Raw genomic sequence first — 16135 nt, 5'->3', positions numbered from 1 at the left:
ATGAAAAATTTAAAAGTCAGTAAAAAAGGATTGTTATTTCTGCTAACCGCGTGTATGGCTACTTTTTCTTTTGCTCAAGTGGATTCTGTAGGATTGGAAAAGGTATTTGGGAAGAAGGGCATGGTTGTAGGAGATGTGTTTCGGATCACGTTTCCCCGCTCGGATCTGAAGGTGAGCATGGGAGATTTTCCCGTGGCTCCGGGGCTGGCGCTTACATCTTGGGTGGCCTTTCACAAGATGGGGGCAGGATCGATGATGATGGGAGACCTGGTAATGCTGGATACGGAAGAGCCGGGGGTAGTGGCCAAATTGGTAGGATTGGGCCTTGGGTTAACGGCCATCCATAACCATTTGGTTGGCGAAAAACCAGCCATTAAATTCCTTCATTTTTCGGGAAATGGCGATGCGATAAAACTGGCCGGGGAAATAAAGGAGGTACTGGCATTGACTGGCACTCTATTGGGAACCCCGGTTGCTGGTGGGGCTGCCGCACCTTCACCAGACTGGTCGGCAGTAGAGGCCGTTTTGGGGATGAAAGGCCGTAAAGCAGGAGCCGTGCTGTCATATGGCTTCCCGCGCAATGAGCGTTTGATGGAGAGCGGTATGGAAATGCCACCGGCGATGGGGATGGCAACAGGTATCAATTTACAAATGGATGGAACCCGTGTCGGGACGACAGGAGATTTTGTTCTGCAGGCAGACGAGGTAAATCCTGTAGTAAAAGAGCTGACTGCAAATGGGATTACGGTTACAGCCATACATAACCACATGCTGTATGACGAGCCTCGTCTTTTCATGCTGCATTTTTGGGGTGTAGGAGACCCGGAGAAGATAGCGATAGGTTTGAAGGCTGCGTTGGATAAAACTAATTCAAAACGCTAAATCCGCTGCCTGGAATTACAGAAAATTGCAACTTCTTGCGGATAATTCCAGTGTGGAGAGAGAGGGATTACCTTCGCCCGCTCCCGATGGACTCGGTGATCTCTTGAGGGGGACTAGAACAAAATGAATGCTCACGGCACTATCGTGCCTGGCATTTTACATTTTGTCCACTTAGGCGAATACGTTCGCCACGTTCCCAAATGCAAAATGCCCCGCATTTTCGGGGCAAGAATTAGTCTGGCGGAGAGAGAGGGATTACCTTCGCCCGCTCCCGCGGGACTCGGTGATCCCAGGATGGGGAGGCTAAATCAAAAAAAATGCATAAGGCACTATCGTGCCTGGCATTTTACATTTGTCCACTTAGGCGAACACGTTCGCCACGTTCCCAAATGCAAAATGCCCACGCTTTCAGCGTGAGCATTCATTTTGATCTGCGGAGAGAGAGGGATATGAACTATCTCCGGAATATTTTGATTGTCAGATAATTAAGATTTTTAAGCCAGACAACTACACGAAATACGCTTTATTCTCCTAGTCTTACTTAGGCTGTTTCCAGTTTCTTAACGTGCAAATATAATACTTATCTGGAGTTCTGTATTGATTTTTCAGGAATTTAAAGTTAACAAATGATTGAGGTATTCAAAGTCATACAATGGATGTTTTAGACTTATTTGAATTTATACGTGAGGGCTCTATCTTAATTCTAATAGAGGTAAAAAACCTCTTTTGTTTCGGAAATTATAATAATGAACTCCTAATGTTCCTGAAATTCACTAATGCACTTTCAAGGTCTTCAATAATTTCATTGATTAGTTGATCGGGATCGGGTAATTTATCTAAATCGATTAAATTATCATCCTTTAGCCAGAAAATGTCAAGATTAGTCTTATCTCTTGCTAGGACCTCCTTGTAAGTGAATTTTCTCCAACGTCCATTCGGGTCAGCTTCATTCCAATTTTCCTTTCGTTTTTTTAAATCCCCATCCATATAACATTTAACAAAATCCTTCAAACTTTCATATTGTAAAGGGTTTTTTCTTGGTGTATGGTGAATATTAGTCCTGTAATCATAATACCATATTTCCTTCGTTGCGGGTCCTCTACGATTCTTACTTATATTAAAAAACAAGACATTTGCTTTAACTCCTTGTGCGTAAAATATACCTGTTGGCAATCTCAAAATGGTATGTAGGTTTACTTCCTCTATCAATTTCTTTCGAATGATTTCTCCAGAACCACCTTCAAACAAAACATTGTCAGGAAGAACAACAGCAGCCCTACCATTTTCTGGATTTAACATTGTTATTATATGCTGCAAGAATGCTAATTGTTTATTCCCGGTTGTTACCCAAAAATCTTTGCGTAAATGGAAGCCTTCTTGTTTTGCTCTTTTTTCATCATTAGTTGCTATGTCGCTACTAGTCTTCCCAAATGGAGGGTTAGCTAACACAATATCCGATTTTTCTTTAAGAGATTCCTTTAAACTATCTGTAATTTCAATATCAGGAGTCTTTTGCAAATCTCCAATTCCGTGCAAAAATAAATTCATTAGGCATAATCTAGCTGTTGCAGGGACTATTTCCCATCCATGAAATGTTTTAAATTTCAAAAAATTGCTTTGCTTAAGCGAAAGCTTTTTGTTATTCGCATGAATGTAATTTAAAGCTCCTAAAAAGAAACCACCGGTACCGCATGAAGGATCCGCTATTGTCTCTTCTGGTTGCGGCCTTATACATTCTACCATGGCCTCAATAACAGGGCGTGGGGTAAAATATTGGCCGGCGCCGCTGCTTTCAGCATTTTTTTGCAATAAAGACTCATAAATCTCCCCTTTAATGTCAACAGATTCATTTATCCAATTTTCTTCATTAATTAGCTCAATAAGTTTCCTTAATTTATAGCGATCGTTAATTTTATTTTGTGCGCCGTCAAATATTTTTGATAACATTCCACCAACCTTTCCCAATTTCTTCAAAATGTCGCTGTAGGTACTTATGAGAAAATCATCCTTGGATTTCAATAAGATTTGCCAATTACAGTCTATTGGAATCTTAAATTGATTTTTATATTGAACATCTTCGTATTCATCTGCCATTTTTAAGAAAAGCAAGTACGTAATTTGTTCAAGATAATCTCCGTAACTAACACCGTCGTCCCTGAGTGTATCGCAAAATGACCATATCTTTGCAACCAATGTATTTGTAGACATTTTATTAATTTAAGTGTGGTAACATGCTAATTATCCAGGGATTGTCATTTTGATTTGCAGAAAGACAATTTAGTGCCACTGAAGAATATGGCTTTTTCCGGGAAGTTAATTGTTTCAGTTTTATAAATGAATCGTTATAAATTTTATTTCGCAACGCTTGGTTCGTCGAACTCTTAAGTTTCTTGCTTACCTCGATTATCTCTTTTTCTGTATTTTCCCAAACTTCTTTTCGGTTTCTATTCAACACAGTTGTATCGAGATTTAAGAAATCAATTGACACAACAACCTTTCTTTCCTCGAAAGTGCCTGGGGGGTAATTAGGAATAGGCTTACCATCCTTGTCGAAGGAAATAAGAGTGGTATCTCGAAATGAAGTTGGATCTAACAAGTATATGACTTCGTCATCCAAATCGCCGTCAACACTACACGCGATACATGAAGATAAATCAATTGGAAAATAATCACCCTTTCCGTGTATTTCTTCGCTTGGATTAAATTTATCTTTCCGCCTTTTATTTATGAAACTACCAGCCAAACGATAATTTAACCATTCGTAAGCCAGCCACCAATAGCCATCCGGCAAATAAATGGTTCCATCAAGATTTTTAGCTCTGTTCTTGGGTCTAAAATGGTCTATTTCCCACTCACCAGAATTCTCAGGAGCCTCGGTGTACCAACATTTATGCTCAGATAGAAAAGATAAGTATTTATATAGCTCAGTCCAGTCTCCATGTTTAGAAAGATACTGAGATCGCTCTTTTTTGTCCAGAATTCTTAGTTCTGAAAGATGCATCTTAGCTTTCTTTGTCCAAGTGGAATACTTTTGTGTTCCCATAAAGTCTTTTAATCGGCTAATGTCGATGAATCTCATGCAATTATTGTTTTTTTGCTTTTAAGATAGTTTCAATTGCCAACTTACTTTCATCTTCAATTTGCCTTTTCTCTTCCTTTGAGAATTCAACTTTTTGGAATAATTTATTTTTAGATACTTCTTCTAGAAACATATTATACAGCTCATCATTTGTCTGGTCATAAAACCCTAAATTATCTAAAACTTTTTTTAAAGTTTGATACTCTTCATGCTCTTTTTTTAAAAGACCATCTCTGTTTAATTTTCCTTGCAAATATCGTTTCCTGTTTAGCTTCTCTTGAGTTTCTTTGTCCAACGTTGTTGCTAATCCGAATAATTCACTTGTTAATATGCCCGCAACACCTAACCCTTTTGGGCTAATGTCTGGCTCAATAACTGAAGTAATTCCTTTTTTATCTTTTGAAAAAATTCTTACCTGTGATTTTTCCATGCTGCCTATCACTAGTGGATCATGGGTGCAAAAAATTATTTGAGTGGATTCAGGTCGTTTTACAACTTGATCGATATACTCGAGATATTTCCATTTCCATAATGGATTTAAATGTGTATCTGGTTCATCCAAAAGGATAAGTGATTCTTCATCTTTTGTGAATTTCAATAATCCTAAAACCGTCAGTAATTGCTTTTCACCTTCACTTAATTCACCCATTGCCAGTTCGCCTTGTACATTTTCTTTCCAAACTTTTATTTTTACATCAAATAAAAGATCTGAAATGTGAATACTTTCTAAAGCATTGAACAACTGAATTTTATCAGAATATTTTAAATCTACTAGACTTTGAAAACTTTCTTTATCGCTTAAAAATAAATATAATAAATGAAGTGTTTCTGCTTTTTTATAGTTAGTACTTACCCTTTGCTCATGGTAAATTGGTGCCAAAGAAAACAACCACAAATCTTCAATAAATCGTCTTACCAATCCTTTAGCATTCCAAAACTGGTCAGCCTCTTTCTTGACTTTAGACCATTCAGGTTGTTTTAATATGAAGAGAGCAGATCCAAAATCGTAGATTTTCAGTTCCTTCTTTAGAAAATCAATCGTTTCTTGTTCGCGATCTCTAAACATGTAAAAAGCAATAAGAGCAAAATTTGCATGTATATTTTGAACTAAAAAAATTCTCCTAATGCGATCAAATTTTTCGTACTTGGCATCATCTTTAATAATTTCAGAATAATATCTTTTTTCATGTTCTGAATACAAATCTTTTAGCCTTTCGCTAATGCCAGAGTAATAAATAAAAATGTGCCTTGGTAAATATTCATCTTTATTTTTAAAGAAATCTGCTTTCCCTCGCAGTTTATTTTCGTTAATTACAAAGGTGTACCCATCATTTTGAGTGTACAGGATTTCAATCTTATTACCTTTACATGTATATTTTATGAAATAGTCAAAGGCTGGTTCCGGTTCACGATCTAAGTCAAGATCCCTAAATATAATTATCAATGCCTCAAAGAAATTAGACTTTCCGGTTGCATTCAATCCAATAAGAACGGTTTCCATTGATTTTTCGTCAATGTCAATTTTGAAATCTTTGAGGTTCTTGAATTGAGATTGTATATGAATTTTATCTATTCTCATTTTTTAAGGATAAAAGTGATTGAGTGCCTTTTTTTACTGCTGTTACTTCATTCTGAATTTGTTTTAGGGCTGCATAAAAGTTTTCAATATTATCTTTATGCTCGGACTGAAGCCATACTTCATCTGCAGGTAGAGGTGAAGATGCATTTTTTAAAATATCCATTATACTTATATTGTCTTTAATTACCTTTTTTTTATTTGGCTTCTTTTTTGGAGTAATTTTTTGAATCGACATATAAAAATCTTTTTCTATTGTAATTTTTTCAAGTAACGAATGAGCAGATTCGGATGATGTGTGCCGTTCAATCAATTTCCCTTTGAAGGCATTCTTTAAAATTATTTGTCGAAAGGTTTGTGCTCGTTGTTGATTTATTTTTATTGTATTTTCTAAATTATCTGCAATCGTAAACCGATATTCAATTTCTTGAACAATTTGTTGCTGCTCAACAATCGGTGGAATATTTAAAATAAATTCTTTAATATCCTTTTGAAATAAATGCGGTATAGCACTCCCCGAAATTCTCTCACTTACAATTGCTTGCAATTGAGGCCCCTTGAAAAGGTAATATAAAAAGTCAGGAATAAAAATTTCATTCCCCCTGATAATTAATAACGATGAGTTTACAGTTGCTTTATACGGCAATTGCCTAATCATCCCTATTTTACCGATACCTGCTCCGTCTTTACATAGCAAAATATCGTTATTTTTTAATTGTATTTCAGGACTTTCTTCATATCGCATTTCATTAATATGGTATGCATCCTTAAATGCTACATACTTTCCATAATTTAAGCAATGGACAGAAAGAAATAAAGGGCCTTTTTTTGTATATTCTTCCTTTTTTAATCCTTTCCACCCTATACGTGCAGCAATTGTAATAAGCCCATCTAATTTTGCTGTTGCCCAAGTAGGAATTTTATCATTTTGATTGTAACTAAAATCATAATGTTTTTTTTCAACTCTGGTTTTTTTTTTGTCTTTAATTAATTTTTCATAATCATGCTTACGTTTATCTAAGACTTTTTTTAAATAATCAGTTGATGAGATAATTGAATTATTTGCATTTCTCCAATCTTCTGTTAAATCGCCACTAAAGGCACTATTTAATACTGACTGTCTATATACTTTTAGCTGACTTAAAATTTTTAAATAGGCCAATTCTGCTTGATCTAAATCGCTAAATATTTCTTCAATTTTTTCTACAATTTTTTTTTGTTCATTATTTGAAGCGAGAGGTAACGTTATATTAGCTAAAAGCTTACCATTTACGTTTGGCTGGCCGATTCCCACGGCTTTTACCCCGATTTGTTTCCAATAATCCGCAGATTGAAAAAAATAAAAAACATATTTTGAATAAATATGTTTTGATAATATTATTCTTATTAGATAAGATGCAAAAATGGATTTAGGGATTTTTCCTTGGATTAAGAAACTTTTACCAACAGTAGCACCGGTACGAGCAAATAATAAATCGCCCTCTTCCAATAGATATTTATTAGCATCGGAAGGATCAATTTTGCAATAAGGAACTTCACTCCAATTCACTTTATAATCCTGAATATCAGTAATTCTTAAAAATTTAATACCAGTATTTGTCTTGGTAGAACTTTCTGTGTATCCATAATGTATTTTTAAAGCTATATCTTCAATTTTGACTGTTTCCCAATTATCTGGTATGAGATTGTCATCTTTCATATTTGGTCTGATACTCTATTTAAAAATTTTAATGATAGTCTTGTCTAAAATTTAGTTTTTAATTCTAAATATACACTTCTAGTTGCGCACCGTCAGTTTCTCAGCACTCTACTGTAAATGAAACAGGGCTATTTTTTAATATTAGTACGAAAAAAAAATAGCAGAAATAGCTGCTAATTTTTTTTTGGAAACATATTATAAGGGTGATCTATGACTTTTAAATATTTTCTTGAAAATCTTACTAAATTCTTAAAACAGGTAGATTGGTTTCAAGTATATGCTTTTGCAAAAAGACCCTAAACCATGCCCTATTTTCCAGGGGTTAATAAAATTACATTTTTTGTGGTTCCCATAAACAGACAATTCCACTTCATTGAAATTCTTGTATTTCTTAATAATATAATATGATATTATTTTCCTGATTCTCCAATCTCGTGTAATAATTGGTAAACTAGCATCATTTTGATGCCCTTTTCGGAAAAGAAATTTATTTCTAGTATATTCATGACTGAAAAAGTTCATAGCTGTTCCTACACTAATTGTAGCAAATGGCTTTGTTTCAAAAGAATTTCCTTTTTGACGGCTAAGATAATATATTTTAGTAAATTGTAATGTTGTTGTGGGTGTAAAACAATAGCTTTTTGCCAATTGCACGAAAATTTGGCGATAAGAGCTTAGATTGATTCAATTATTATATTCTTGCTTTTTGTTAGTCTTCTTTAACTTAGTTTAACCTATTTTAATACGCTTAATTTTCTACCCAAGCCCAGACTAAATTAAATAAAGATAATAGAGCTAATATGCTTATTTTCAATTCTCCTAGTTCCTGCTTTTCATTAAAAGTCGTAAATTTAAAGAAAACTAAACGTGATGAAAGACACTGTGAAAAAGATACAAACTTATCTCGCCTTTGATCGGCCGTTAGAAATCGGTTGCATCCGAACAACCTTTGCGAGTACGCATAGCCAGCAACAAAAAATCATTCTTGGGTGGGGTACGGATTCCACCCGGCAAAAATTAATCTCCGCGTATTGGTTTAAGCATGTAGTAGGTCACTTTATGGCCATGTTTGGAATAGCCATGTTTGTCGCCCTATTATTTCACCACCGGATTGATCGCTTTTTTTTGTTGCCGGTTCTTATTGTAGGGATGTTTAGCTTTCTGGTCTTGCTTATTTCTCATTACCTTCCTAATTTTACGGCTGATTTTCTCCCTAAATTAAATGCGATTCGCACGGGCTATGAAGCTCTACAACAACAGGAATTAATTGCACACCTACGCGAACAAATATCTTCTCAACAGGAACAGATCGCCCTACAGCAGCAAATGTTTCAGCGCGATTTGCATGAGCAATCCGTAAAACAACAAGAGGTATTTCACGTAGAGTTGCAACACAAATTGGCCGACCAGGAAACGCGCATGATGAAGCAGCAGGAGAGAACGCAAAGACATTTTCAGGATCAGGTTGCGGTGCAAAAAGCGTTAGTTGAGCAGCAACAGGAGGAAATACGGAAATGCCGTCAGATGCAATTGTCCAATTTCGCCCTAACCCTTGTTTATTACGCATGGGCTAAAGTTTCCGGATTAAATATAGAGGGTAGCGACCAAACCGCTCAGTTATTGCAAAGGTTGTATGGAGTTGACCGGGGAAGTTTACGGAATAATCTGGAAATGATCTCCGGAACCAGCAGCAAACGGAAAAACCTGGGCGACCGCAAAATAACGGAAATGCGCAACAGGTTTGAAGAGGCCATTCATTTTTGTAAGGATATGGAATACCCTAAGGGTATTTCAGTGCTTAAAGAGTTGGAAATTAAAATATTGGGCAATTAAAACATAACCTTTTACCATTCTGGGTGAAGGTATATTATTGATAACACCTCTTTTAGGTCGGAGCTTTCCGGCCTATTCTTTTGTTTCACCAGCAAATAATGACCAGACCTATTTTTGGAAGCCTCCCGGAATAACGGAGCTTAGTCCTGCTAACCGTTAGCCTTTTGCCATCCTCTTCTATTATTTCCGGCTTGCTTTTATCTCCATTCACTACCAGTTCCGAGCCATCCTTAGCCAATTGAAGGTTTTTACCTTTCCGATTCCCGTATTTTAAGCCGTTATAAATCATGGACCAAAAGGAAAATGGGATAAGAATTGTTGGCTTTAATCGGCTGGAATGCCCTTCTAATAAGGCTCCTTAGATTAACTATACTTAGCTTAAAAACCCCTGTTTTCGAGGGTATATTACATCCCTAAAATAGTAAAATATGAAAGAAACAATCAGCAGCGGGGTACCTGTTACCCCTATGCTCTTCCCTTATGAACCGGAACAGTTTTGGCGATCCATGCGGGAAATGATCCGGGAAGAGGTCGGAAATTTGGAAAAGGAAAGGCCGCTTTCTCAACCTTACGAAACCCCAGGACTGACCTATAAACCTCTTTACAAGATCGCTGAGGTATGCCGCCTGTTCCAGGTAACAAAGCCAACCATTTATGACTGGATTCGGAATGGGAAACTTAAACCCTTCAAAATTCAATCCAGAGTCTTTTTCCTCTGGCAAGACATTCAGCAACTCTTACGACCTGCCCTGGACGAAACAAAACCTAATCAGTAACTATTAAAAAGACAAATCATGGCAGATTTCAAAAGAAGAACCCTGCTTTTAAGCAGTGGGAAACAAATCCGGTTATTCGGTAACAGTATGGCGATCGGCAAATCGTTGGAAATAGGCGAAGGGTCAGCGCCGAATATTTTTTCCTACCTGGAAGAGCAAGCTGATACCAAATCTCCGGCAGGGGTGTCAAATCCCCATCGACTGACCCCGGAAGAGATCACCGAGCTGGCCGATTACAATATCCAATTGTGGATGGATCTGAAGGACAGTATTCGCCGGTATGGGTTGAACAGCCCAAAGATTTTTAACCAGGAGGCCATTCGATAGCGTGGATTTATCACTATCCTAAACCTGTAGTAGGCCGGAACCAGGATACCCCACTGCCAAATTTTCCGATGCTTTATTGCTGCCTTTTAACCGAAAGGTCAGGGATATACGCAAGGGATCAACCGCCGGGAACCTGCTTTCAGCCAAAAAACAGCCGGATTAACGGATAGAGACAATTTACAACCCTAAAGCAGTTGATCCCATAACAGAACCCCTTTCTAAAGGCCAAGGCTAAGAAGGGCAGTATGGAGTACACCAACGCGACAGGGTAAAAATTTAAAGACCAAAAAAATCGCCCCTAACCAGGCCGGTTATTCCTTAAAATCTTGGAGGATTTTAAGGCGAGCGGTGTTGTTGTCGGCCAAAAATGGCCCGACAACAACGCTCTTGCTCTGCTCCCGTTGGTCGCAGAGACAAAATACAAATACAAAAACCAAAAAAGGAGGAGTCATGGAAACCGTGAGCAAACGAAAAAGGAAAGCTGGCCGACCAGCTAAGACGATCAAAAAGGAGGTCCGGGCCTGCATACGATTTACCCGCCCCGAGTATTTTATTATCAAAGAAAAGGCGGCTAAAGCCGGGGCAAAGACTTCTGCCTATATCCGGCAAATCGCCATACATGCCGCCATAAAACCCCGCCTAACGGACGAGGAAAGGCATTTTGTCAGGCAGTTGATCGGTATGGCCAACAACCTAAACCAGTTGGCGAAAAGCTGCCACCAGGAAGGGGTACTCCGGGCGATGGTCTATTTTGAAGGTTACCGGAAACAAGTAGATGAGATCCTGAAAATGTTACAACCATGATCAGTAAACCCGTTCAGGCCCATTCTTTTTACCACACCTGCCGGTATATCGCTAACAAACCAGGATCCGAATTACTGATCGCGGTAGGGGTCCGGGCTCATGATTTTATGGTCATGGCGGAAGATTTTTTGAATCAACAGCAACTCAGGCCCACCAAAGAAAAGGCTTGTTTTCATGGAATCCTGAGTTTTTACCCCGGAGAAAACCCATCCGATGACCTGCTAAAGGAGATCGCCTTGAAATATTTAGCCAAACAGGGAATTGTCAACACACAGTTTGCCATTAGCAAACATACGGACAAGGCCCACCTGCATTTACATATTGTGGCCAACATGGTGGACAATAACGGAAACGCGATTTCGGATAGTTGGATAGGACTCCGGGGTAAAAAGATTGCTCAAAAGCTAACTGACGAGTACCAACTCATTCCGGCAGTGAAGAAAGATTTAAAGCTGACCCACCTGGAAGCCCTCAGCCAATCGGAGGCGGACAAGTACAGGATCTATCAGGCTATTGCCGAGAGCTTACCGTATTGCCGGGCCCTCCGGGAGCTGGAGGCCCGCCTGCTGAAACAGGGAATTGAAACCCAATACAAGTACAAAGGGCAGACCCAGGAAAAGCAGGGGGTCAGTTTTAAGATCGGTACGATCTGTTTTAAGGGTAGCCAGGTAGACCGAAGTTTCTCCCTGGCCGGGCTGGAAAAGATCCTTTCCCAACAGCAGAAGCAGGGTCAGACCCAGGAGCATACACTCAGGCAGAAGCCGGAGCAGCAGGATAAAACAGCGACCCAAAAGCAGCCGATGGCTATACGACCCCGATCCCTTACTAAATCGGAAGAGGTGAACCATTCCCCAGGTATTCCCTTGTCTTCCGGAATGGAAAAGATCGCGCAAATTCTAATGCGGTCGGAAGAAATGGGCGGCCCAGGAGGCGGAGAGTCAAACGCGGATTACCTCCGGCGCAAGAAGAAAAAGAAAAAACGGCCTCGTCATTAATCATCTCTTAAATTTTAAAAATCTATTTATATGAACCAGGAAGCCCAACAATCCCATGAAGTATTCATGGAATTGCTTGTAAAAAAGCAAGAACAGCAGGATCACACCATCCAGGACCAAGGCCAAAAAATTACCGGAATCCGGGAATTGATCAACGATATCCCTAATTATTCAGAGGATATTCGCCGGATCAGCACAGGCCAGAAGGATATAAAAACCGCATTGGATAAACTCCAATTCCCGACCGGTAACCTACAGGAATTTTCCAATAAATTGACAGTAGGAATAAACCTGCTCCGCCAACCGGTAGCAGCTACAACTATACATCAGCATCATGTACCGAAAATTATGTGGATTTCCGCCGGATTGTTTCTTGCGCTATGCCTGGCTTGTTCGGGATGGTTAATGACTGCTTCGAAATTAGACCAGTATAAAGCGAACGACACCAAATACAGGTACCTAAAATTAAAAAGTAATCCTGCCCTGTTGGAAGCTTTATCTCAACTGGATAGCCTATATCGAAGTCCGTTTGCCCTAAAGGATAGCGTAATTCAGGGGGAGGAAGATGTTCAAAAAGAAATAGAACTAAACCGGCGGTTGAAGCAAAAACAGGGGGAAGGCGAAGCTTTAAATGAAGAACGGAAGGCCATGGAAAACAAAAACAAGGCAAGGAAGAACCAATAGAAAGTGGCGGGTGAAGGGGGAAGACCTAACCCGGCAGTAGCTACACGGCCGCAGCCGAGGGGCCGGGAATGGATCCCGGCCCCGGCAACGGCTTTGGCAATTCACAGGGTGTATATCATTGCCCGGGCTTTTGTTCCCGGATGAGCTTTTGGGTTAATTCGGCAGGAGTTTCGTGTTCGTCTTTTGAAGGGGGCAATAATATACTCCCCGTGAATTCCTTTTCCCTACCTTCTTTTCTCTCAAGCAACGATTTTTTTTCTGATTAAGAAAGTTCAGCTTGATCGCAATGTTGTTCGATGCTGTCCAAAAATTCAAACAGACCATAAAGGTCGTCCACCATATCGCCAAAAGAGCTTTCCACCCCCACGGACAGCTCATGTTTGAGATAGACCATTAGCAATACCCGAAGCCCCGTTTTCATCCGGCTAGCAGGTACAATTTCTAGAAAGTATTCAAAATGACTGAGCAATTTATTATTGATTTCCATTTTCGGTAAGTTGATGGGTAACAGGATACGTTCATTCCTCTATGATGATGCCAACTTGTTTCAGTTGGCGTTTCAAACGGTCATTATCTTTTTTTAGAATTTTTGCCTGTTCTATTTTTGCCAGCAAAAAATCAAGCTGCCCGGCTGATTTAGAAAAATAGGAAGAATGGGCATGGTACAACTCCCCCAATTGACTTGCCTGTTTGGCCGTTAATAATATTTTGCCACACTCTATTTCTTGGTAAAAGTGGGTACTAACGCCCAACTTTTCCGCTACAGCTTTTTGCGTGAAGCCCCTTGATTCCCGAAGGAATCGCATAAGTATATTGTACATGGTAGTTACAGTTTTATACATCTTTCAATAATTAAGCGGATTTTTCATTTTTTGCCAGCGAAATAAATTCTTTACGGACCGGATTAAACAAATTCTCGAAAGTAGCCGTATTAAAATCATTGGTTTTATAATAGTCAAAGATTTCCTCTTCCATCGCATTAAATAAGGTTTCAACTAAATATCTTTTGGGGAGCAAGAATCCTAATCGATTATCGTAAATACGGGTAAAAATTTTTTGCGTAAGGGCATACAATTTTTCAGGATTGTCGAGGTCAGTTAACTTGGCAACCTGATGATAAAAAAAGTAGAAGGACGAATCTAAGAAAATAACAAATTGGACACGATCACCTCTGCCCACTTCCTTTAAGAAATCCGGATCAACAAGGATTTTTTTGATCTTAGCAGTGGCGGCAGAAATATCGATGGGCTTACCTATCATACAGCGTTGAATTAAAAGTTAAAAATGCTGTTGAATACTGGTAAGGATACCCGAGGAGAAATAAAAAAGACGTGGGTTAGTCCTTACCGTCTTGAGGGCTGCGACACCCAGACCACGAATAAGAACGCCCACGCCTGAACGTGAGCGATTTACCTTATTTCTCGTGGTCTTTGAAGGTCGCAGTTTCAAGACGAGAATTAAAGCAAACGCGCTTAAATGTTTTTATAGCGGTTGCAAAATAATGTTTATTAAGTCATAGCTAAAAATTTAGTTTATTTATTTTTAAAATGCTACTAAAGATAGATAAATAGCTTTACAAGAGCAATTAATATTTTAATGGGAGCATTTTTGATTAAAAATCAATGATTTGAGTATTTATAAATTTGTCTACAAGAGCAAATTAATATTCTCAATGGCTAAATCAATACGATCTAAGAGCAAGTCTGGGCAACTAATTATTAACCGATTAGCCGCCGTTTTGAAAGAAGAAGGAATAAGCAACAAATCTCTTGCTGCTACTCTTGGCTATAAGGAGACAACCATTTCAAAATGGGCAACAAATACGATTCAGCCGTCACCCTCAACCTTTCTCCGGATAGCGTTGACCGTAAACAGAGATTTAAAAGATTTTTTCATTTCTACTATTGGAATAGAGGAGGCAGAAAAAAAGAAAAATCTTAAGATTCTGGCGGAACTGGCAGAGAAATCAAAAAGGACGGGAAAGAATAAAAGATAATTATTTAAAGGCAGATATTTTTTTAGAGTCCTTAACTAGAACTAAATGATCTGGATCATTTCCATAGAATGGATGGTAGCTATTATTATTAATTTTTATTGTGGATTTTTGTATTTCCGATTATATAATAATTGGTTGACAAATGAAACTGGCAGAATCAGTTTAAGGAAACTGAATCGCGCTATGCTAAATGTAAAAAAAGTAGATGAAAAAGATGCCATTAAATATTGTAAGCAATTATACATTGTTTCTCTTTTCCTATTTTACATTGGAATTTTTAGGCATAATTGTAGAAATATTTCATTCTGCAAATGTTGCTACTGCTAAATGAAAGTGACGCAGTTTAATTGGCATTGTCAATAAGAGGTATGCCTTTTTTTGATAAAGAAATAAAAAAAACAAGAATTTAAAAAACTTTTCTACATTTGAACTATCGAAGCCCTACAAACTTTTTTCGTAATCATTATTCCTAATCTTCCAAGACACCTTTATCATGACCTTGAACCTATTCGAGCACACTGTTTGCTATATGGCAGATTATTCTCCACCTTTTAAGTTATGTCCGACCGGACGCCTATTTCTTTTCAATGTTGTGTTTTATTCTCTACCTGTAAGTAAATAAACAGATTTCATTTGTATCGGTAAAGTTATATCTATGCAGTACAGAATACCCATCTGCCTGTTTATTGGGCTGCTACTTTGCCAGGTCTTTTCCTATGGACAAGCTGCTGAAGAATCTTCATCTGGCAAGATTCTCAATTTCCCTTCCTTGTTATTTAATAGGGTAAAGCACAAGACAGTTGACCTGAACCAGCAACTAACGAAGCAAACGGAGAAATACCTGGCGCGATTAGCCAAACGGGAGGCCCGCATTCAAAAGAAATTAATTAAGGTTGACTCGACGGCGGCAAAGAATCTATTTGCTGATGCTGGCCACCGATATGCTGCACTGGCCCAAAAGCTCCGGCAAGATACGGGCAGCAATTCCATGTCAGTCAGCGGTGAATACCAACCCTATACGGACTCTCTGAAAGGAACTCTTTCATTTTTACAGCAGAATCTCCAACTGTTGGGCGCATCGGATACAATGGCGGGAAGTAGGTTTGGTATTCAAGGTGACTCCGGTGCCAATATTGACAGCAAAGTCCTTTCTCGGTTAAAACAGGAACAACTTCAAAGCGCTGTTAGCGAGTTACAGGCTTTACAAGCAAAGCTCCAGGATGCCGACCAAGTCAAACAATATATTCGGGAACGAAAAGAGCAAATTAGTCAAACCCTTAGTAAGTATAGTAACCTCCCTGGAAGTCTGACCAAAGAGTTGCAGGGCATGGGCAAAGAAATTGCCTATTATAGTCTACAGGTCAGGGAGTATCGGGATCTATTAAATTCTCCTGATAAATTGGAACATAAAGCCTTATCCCTGCTGAATCAACTGCCAGCCTTTCAGAATTTTATGAAGTCTAACGGAGCTCTGGCCGGGCTCT

16 protein-coding genes and 1 pseudogene are annotated in these 16135 nt (G+C 38.6%); 9 read left to right on the top strand and 8 right to left on the bottom strand.

All coding sequences use genetic code 11. The features are described 5' to 3' along the window. Positions 1-882, top strand: coding sequence for a DUF1259 domain-containing protein (locus ACX0G9_RS23110; protein WP_459067336.1), 882 nt, complete (start codon positions 1-3; stop codon positions 880-882). 738 nt (positions 883-1620) lie between these two features. Here ACX0G9_RS23110 and ACX0G9_RS23105 read toward each other — a convergent pair. From ACX0G9_RS23105 to ACX0G9_RS23090, 4 genes are read right to left on the bottom strand one after another with little or no spacing between them, the layout of a single operon-like run. Beyond that, entirely contained in the window at positions 1621-3090 is a 1470-nt protein-coding gene (locus ACX0G9_RS23105) for a class I SAM-dependent DNA methyltransferase (RefSeq protein WP_459067335.1), read from the bottom strand. A gap of 4 nt (positions 3091-3094) precedes the next feature. Further along, positions 3095-3961 (bottom strand): hypothetical protein, encoded by an 867-nt coding sequence (locus tag ACX0G9_RS23100; RefSeq protein WP_459067334.1) that lies wholly within the window; start codon positions 3959-3961, stop codon positions 3095-3097. A 4-nt stretch (positions 3962-3965) separates the two neighbouring features. Further along, positions 3966-5540, bottom strand: coding sequence for an AAA family ATPase (locus ACX0G9_RS23095; RefSeq protein WP_459067333.1), 1575 nt, complete (start codon positions 5538-5540; stop codon positions 3966-3968). Beyond that, positions 5527-7236 (bottom strand): restriction endonuclease subunit S, encoded by a 1710-nt coding sequence (locus tag ACX0G9_RS23090; RefSeq protein WP_459067332.1) that lies wholly within the window; start codon positions 7234-7236, stop codon positions 5527-5529. Before ACX0G9_RS23090 ends, ACX0G9_RS23095 begins: the two co-directional genes overlap by 14 nt. Before the next feature lie 870 nt (positions 7237-8106). Here ACX0G9_RS23090 and ACX0G9_RS23085 point away from each other — a divergent pair. Then, positions 8107-9069 (top strand): hypothetical protein, encoded by a 963-nt coding sequence (locus ACX0G9_RS23085; RefSeq protein WP_459067331.1) that lies wholly within the window; start codon positions 8107-8109, stop codon positions 9067-9069. A gap of 85 nt (positions 9070-9154) precedes the next feature. Here the strand turns inward: ACX0G9_RS23085 and ACX0G9_RS23080 are convergent, their stop codons facing one another. After that, complete coding sequence (locus ACX0G9_RS23080) at positions 9155-9307, bottom strand: hypothetical protein (RefSeq protein ID WP_459067330.1); 153 nt, start codon at positions 9305-9307, stop codon at positions 9155-9157. A gap of 190 nt (positions 9308-9497) precedes the next feature. Here ACX0G9_RS23080 and ACX0G9_RS23075 point away from each other — a divergent pair, with 190 nt between their 5' ends. The 5 genes from ACX0G9_RS23075 to ACX0G9_RS23055 all read left to right on the top strand — a co-directional run bounded on the left by ACX0G9_RS23075 (position 9498) and on the right by ACX0G9_RS23055 (position 12655). After that, a complete protein-coding gene (locus ACX0G9_RS23075) occupies positions 9498-9845 on the top strand; it encodes a helix-turn-helix domain-containing protein (RefSeq protein ID WP_459067329.1) in 348 nt (115 codons plus the stop codon). An 18-nt stretch (positions 9846-9863) separates the two neighbouring features. Then, positions 9864-10172 (top strand): hypothetical protein, encoded by a 309-nt coding sequence (locus ACX0G9_RS23070; RefSeq protein WP_459067328.1) that lies wholly within the window; start codon positions 9864-9866, stop codon positions 10170-10172. A 450-nt stretch (positions 10173-10622) separates the two neighbouring features. Next, entirely contained in the window at positions 10623-10976 is a 354-nt protein-coding gene (locus tag ACX0G9_RS23065) for a plasmid mobilization protein (RefSeq protein ID WP_459067327.1), read from the top strand. Then, entirely contained in the window at positions 10973-11971 is a 999-nt protein-coding gene (locus ACX0G9_RS23060; protein ID WP_459067326.1) for a relaxase/mobilization nuclease domain-containing protein, read from the top strand. Before ACX0G9_RS23065 ends, ACX0G9_RS23060 begins: the two co-directional genes overlap by 4 nt. Positions 11972-12001: 30 nt before the next feature. Next, the gene (locus tag ACX0G9_RS23055) at positions 12002-12655 is read left to right on the top strand and encodes a hypothetical protein (protein ID WP_459067325.1); all 654 of its coding nucleotides are present in this window, start codon (positions 12002-12004) and stop codon (positions 12653-12655) included. 262 nt (positions 12656-12917) lie between these two features. Here ACX0G9_RS23055 and ACX0G9_RS23050 read toward each other — a convergent pair whose 3' ends face one another. Genes ACX0G9_RS23050 through ACX0G9_RS23040 form a run of 3 tightly spaced genes read right to left on the bottom strand, consistent with a single transcriptional unit; the run spans position 12918 to position 13915 of the window. Next, complete coding sequence (locus ACX0G9_RS23050) at positions 12918-13142, bottom strand: hypothetical protein (protein WP_459067324.1); 225 nt, start codon at positions 13140-13142, stop codon at positions 12918-12920. 31 nt (positions 13143-13173) lie between these two features. Then, positions 13174-13476 carry a helix-turn-helix domain-containing protein gene (locus tag ACX0G9_RS23045; protein ID WP_459067323.1) on the bottom strand — a complete coding sequence of 101 codons (303 nt, stop codon included), beginning with the start codon at positions 13474-13476 and terminating at the stop codon, positions 13174-13176. 31 nt (positions 13477-13507) lie between these two features. Beyond that, positions 13508-13915 carry a hypothetical protein gene (locus tag ACX0G9_RS23040; protein WP_459067322.1) on the bottom strand — a complete coding sequence of 136 codons (408 nt, stop codon included), beginning with the start codon at positions 13913-13915 and terminating at the stop codon, positions 13508-13510. Between the two features lie 412 nt (positions 13916-14327). Here ACX0G9_RS23040 and ACX0G9_RS23035 point away from each other — a divergent pair, with 412 nt between their 5' ends. Together ACX0G9_RS23035 and ACX0G9_RS23030 are read left to right on the top strand one after the other, a co-directional pair. After that, on the top strand, positions 14328-14651 hold the full coding sequence (locus ACX0G9_RS23035) for a helix-turn-helix transcriptional regulator (RefSeq protein WP_459067321.1): 324 nt from the start codon (positions 14328-14330) through the stop codon (positions 14649-14651). A gap of 655 nt (positions 14652-15306) precedes the next feature. Next, positions 15307-16135 (top strand): annotated as a pseudogene (locus ACX0G9_RS23030) (hypothetical protein); the annotation flags it as partial.

This window comes from Flavitalea flava (genome assembly GCF_054461575.1).
Note: the sequence above shows the minus strand (reverse complement) of the source record. Positions and strands in the feature narration are given on the sequence as shown.

Excerpts from the sequence above, each read along its gene's own strand:
- ACX0G9_RS23110 (WP_459067336.1), top strand. The coding sequence starts at position 1 with ATGAAAAATTTAAAAGTCAGTAAAAAAGGATTGTTATTTCTGCTAACC.
- ACX0G9_RS23105 (WP_459067335.1), bottom strand. The coding sequence starts at position 3,090 with ATGTCTACAAATACATTGGTTGCAAAGATATGGTCATTTTGCGATACA.
- ACX0G9_RS23100 (WP_459067334.1), bottom strand. The coding sequence starts at position 3,961 with ATGAGATTCATCGACATTAGCCGATTAAAAGACTTTATGGGAACACAA.
- ACX0G9_RS23095 (WP_459067333.1), bottom strand. The coding sequence starts at position 5,540 with ATGAGAATAGATAAAATTCATATACAATCTCAATTCAAGAACCTCAAA.
- ACX0G9_RS23090 (WP_459067332.1), bottom strand. The coding sequence starts at position 7,236 with ATGAAAGATGACAATCTCATACCAGATAATTGGGAAACAGTCAAAATT.
- ACX0G9_RS23085 (WP_459067331.1), top strand. The coding sequence starts at position 8,107 with ATGAAAGACACTGTGAAAAAGATACAAACTTATCTCGCCTTTGATCGG.
- ACX0G9_RS23075 (WP_459067329.1), top strand. The coding sequence starts at position 9,498 with ATGAAAGAAACAATCAGCAGCGGGGTACCTGTTACCCCTATGCTCTTC.
- ACX0G9_RS23070 (WP_459067328.1), top strand. The coding sequence starts at position 9,864 with ATGGCAGATTTCAAAAGAAGAACCCTGCTTTTAAGCAGTGGGAAACAA.
- ACX0G9_RS23065 (WP_459067327.1), top strand. The coding sequence starts at position 10,623 with ATGGAAACCGTGAGCAAACGAAAAAGGAAAGCTGGCCGACCAGCTAAG.
- ACX0G9_RS23060 (WP_459067326.1), top strand. The coding sequence starts at position 10,973 with ATGATCAGTAAACCCGTTCAGGCCCATTCTTTTTACCACACCTGCCGG.
- ACX0G9_RS23055 (WP_459067325.1), top strand. The coding sequence starts at position 12,002 with ATGAACCAGGAAGCCCAACAATCCCATGAAGTATTCATGGAATTGCTT.
- ACX0G9_RS23050 (WP_459067324.1), bottom strand. The coding sequence starts at position 13,142 with ATGGAAATCAATAATAAATTGCTCAGTCATTTTGAATACTTTCTAGAA.
- ACX0G9_RS23045 (WP_459067323.1), bottom strand. The coding sequence starts at position 13,476 with ATGTACAATATACTTATGCGATTCCTTCGGGAATCAAGGGGCTTCACG.
- ACX0G9_RS23040 (WP_459067322.1), bottom strand. The coding sequence starts at position 13,915 with ATGATAGGTAAGCCCATCGATATTTCTGCCGCCACTGCTAAGATCAAA.
- ACX0G9_RS23035 (WP_459067321.1), top strand. The coding sequence starts at position 14,328 with ATGGCTAAATCAATACGATCTAAGAGCAAGTCTGGGCAACTAATTATT.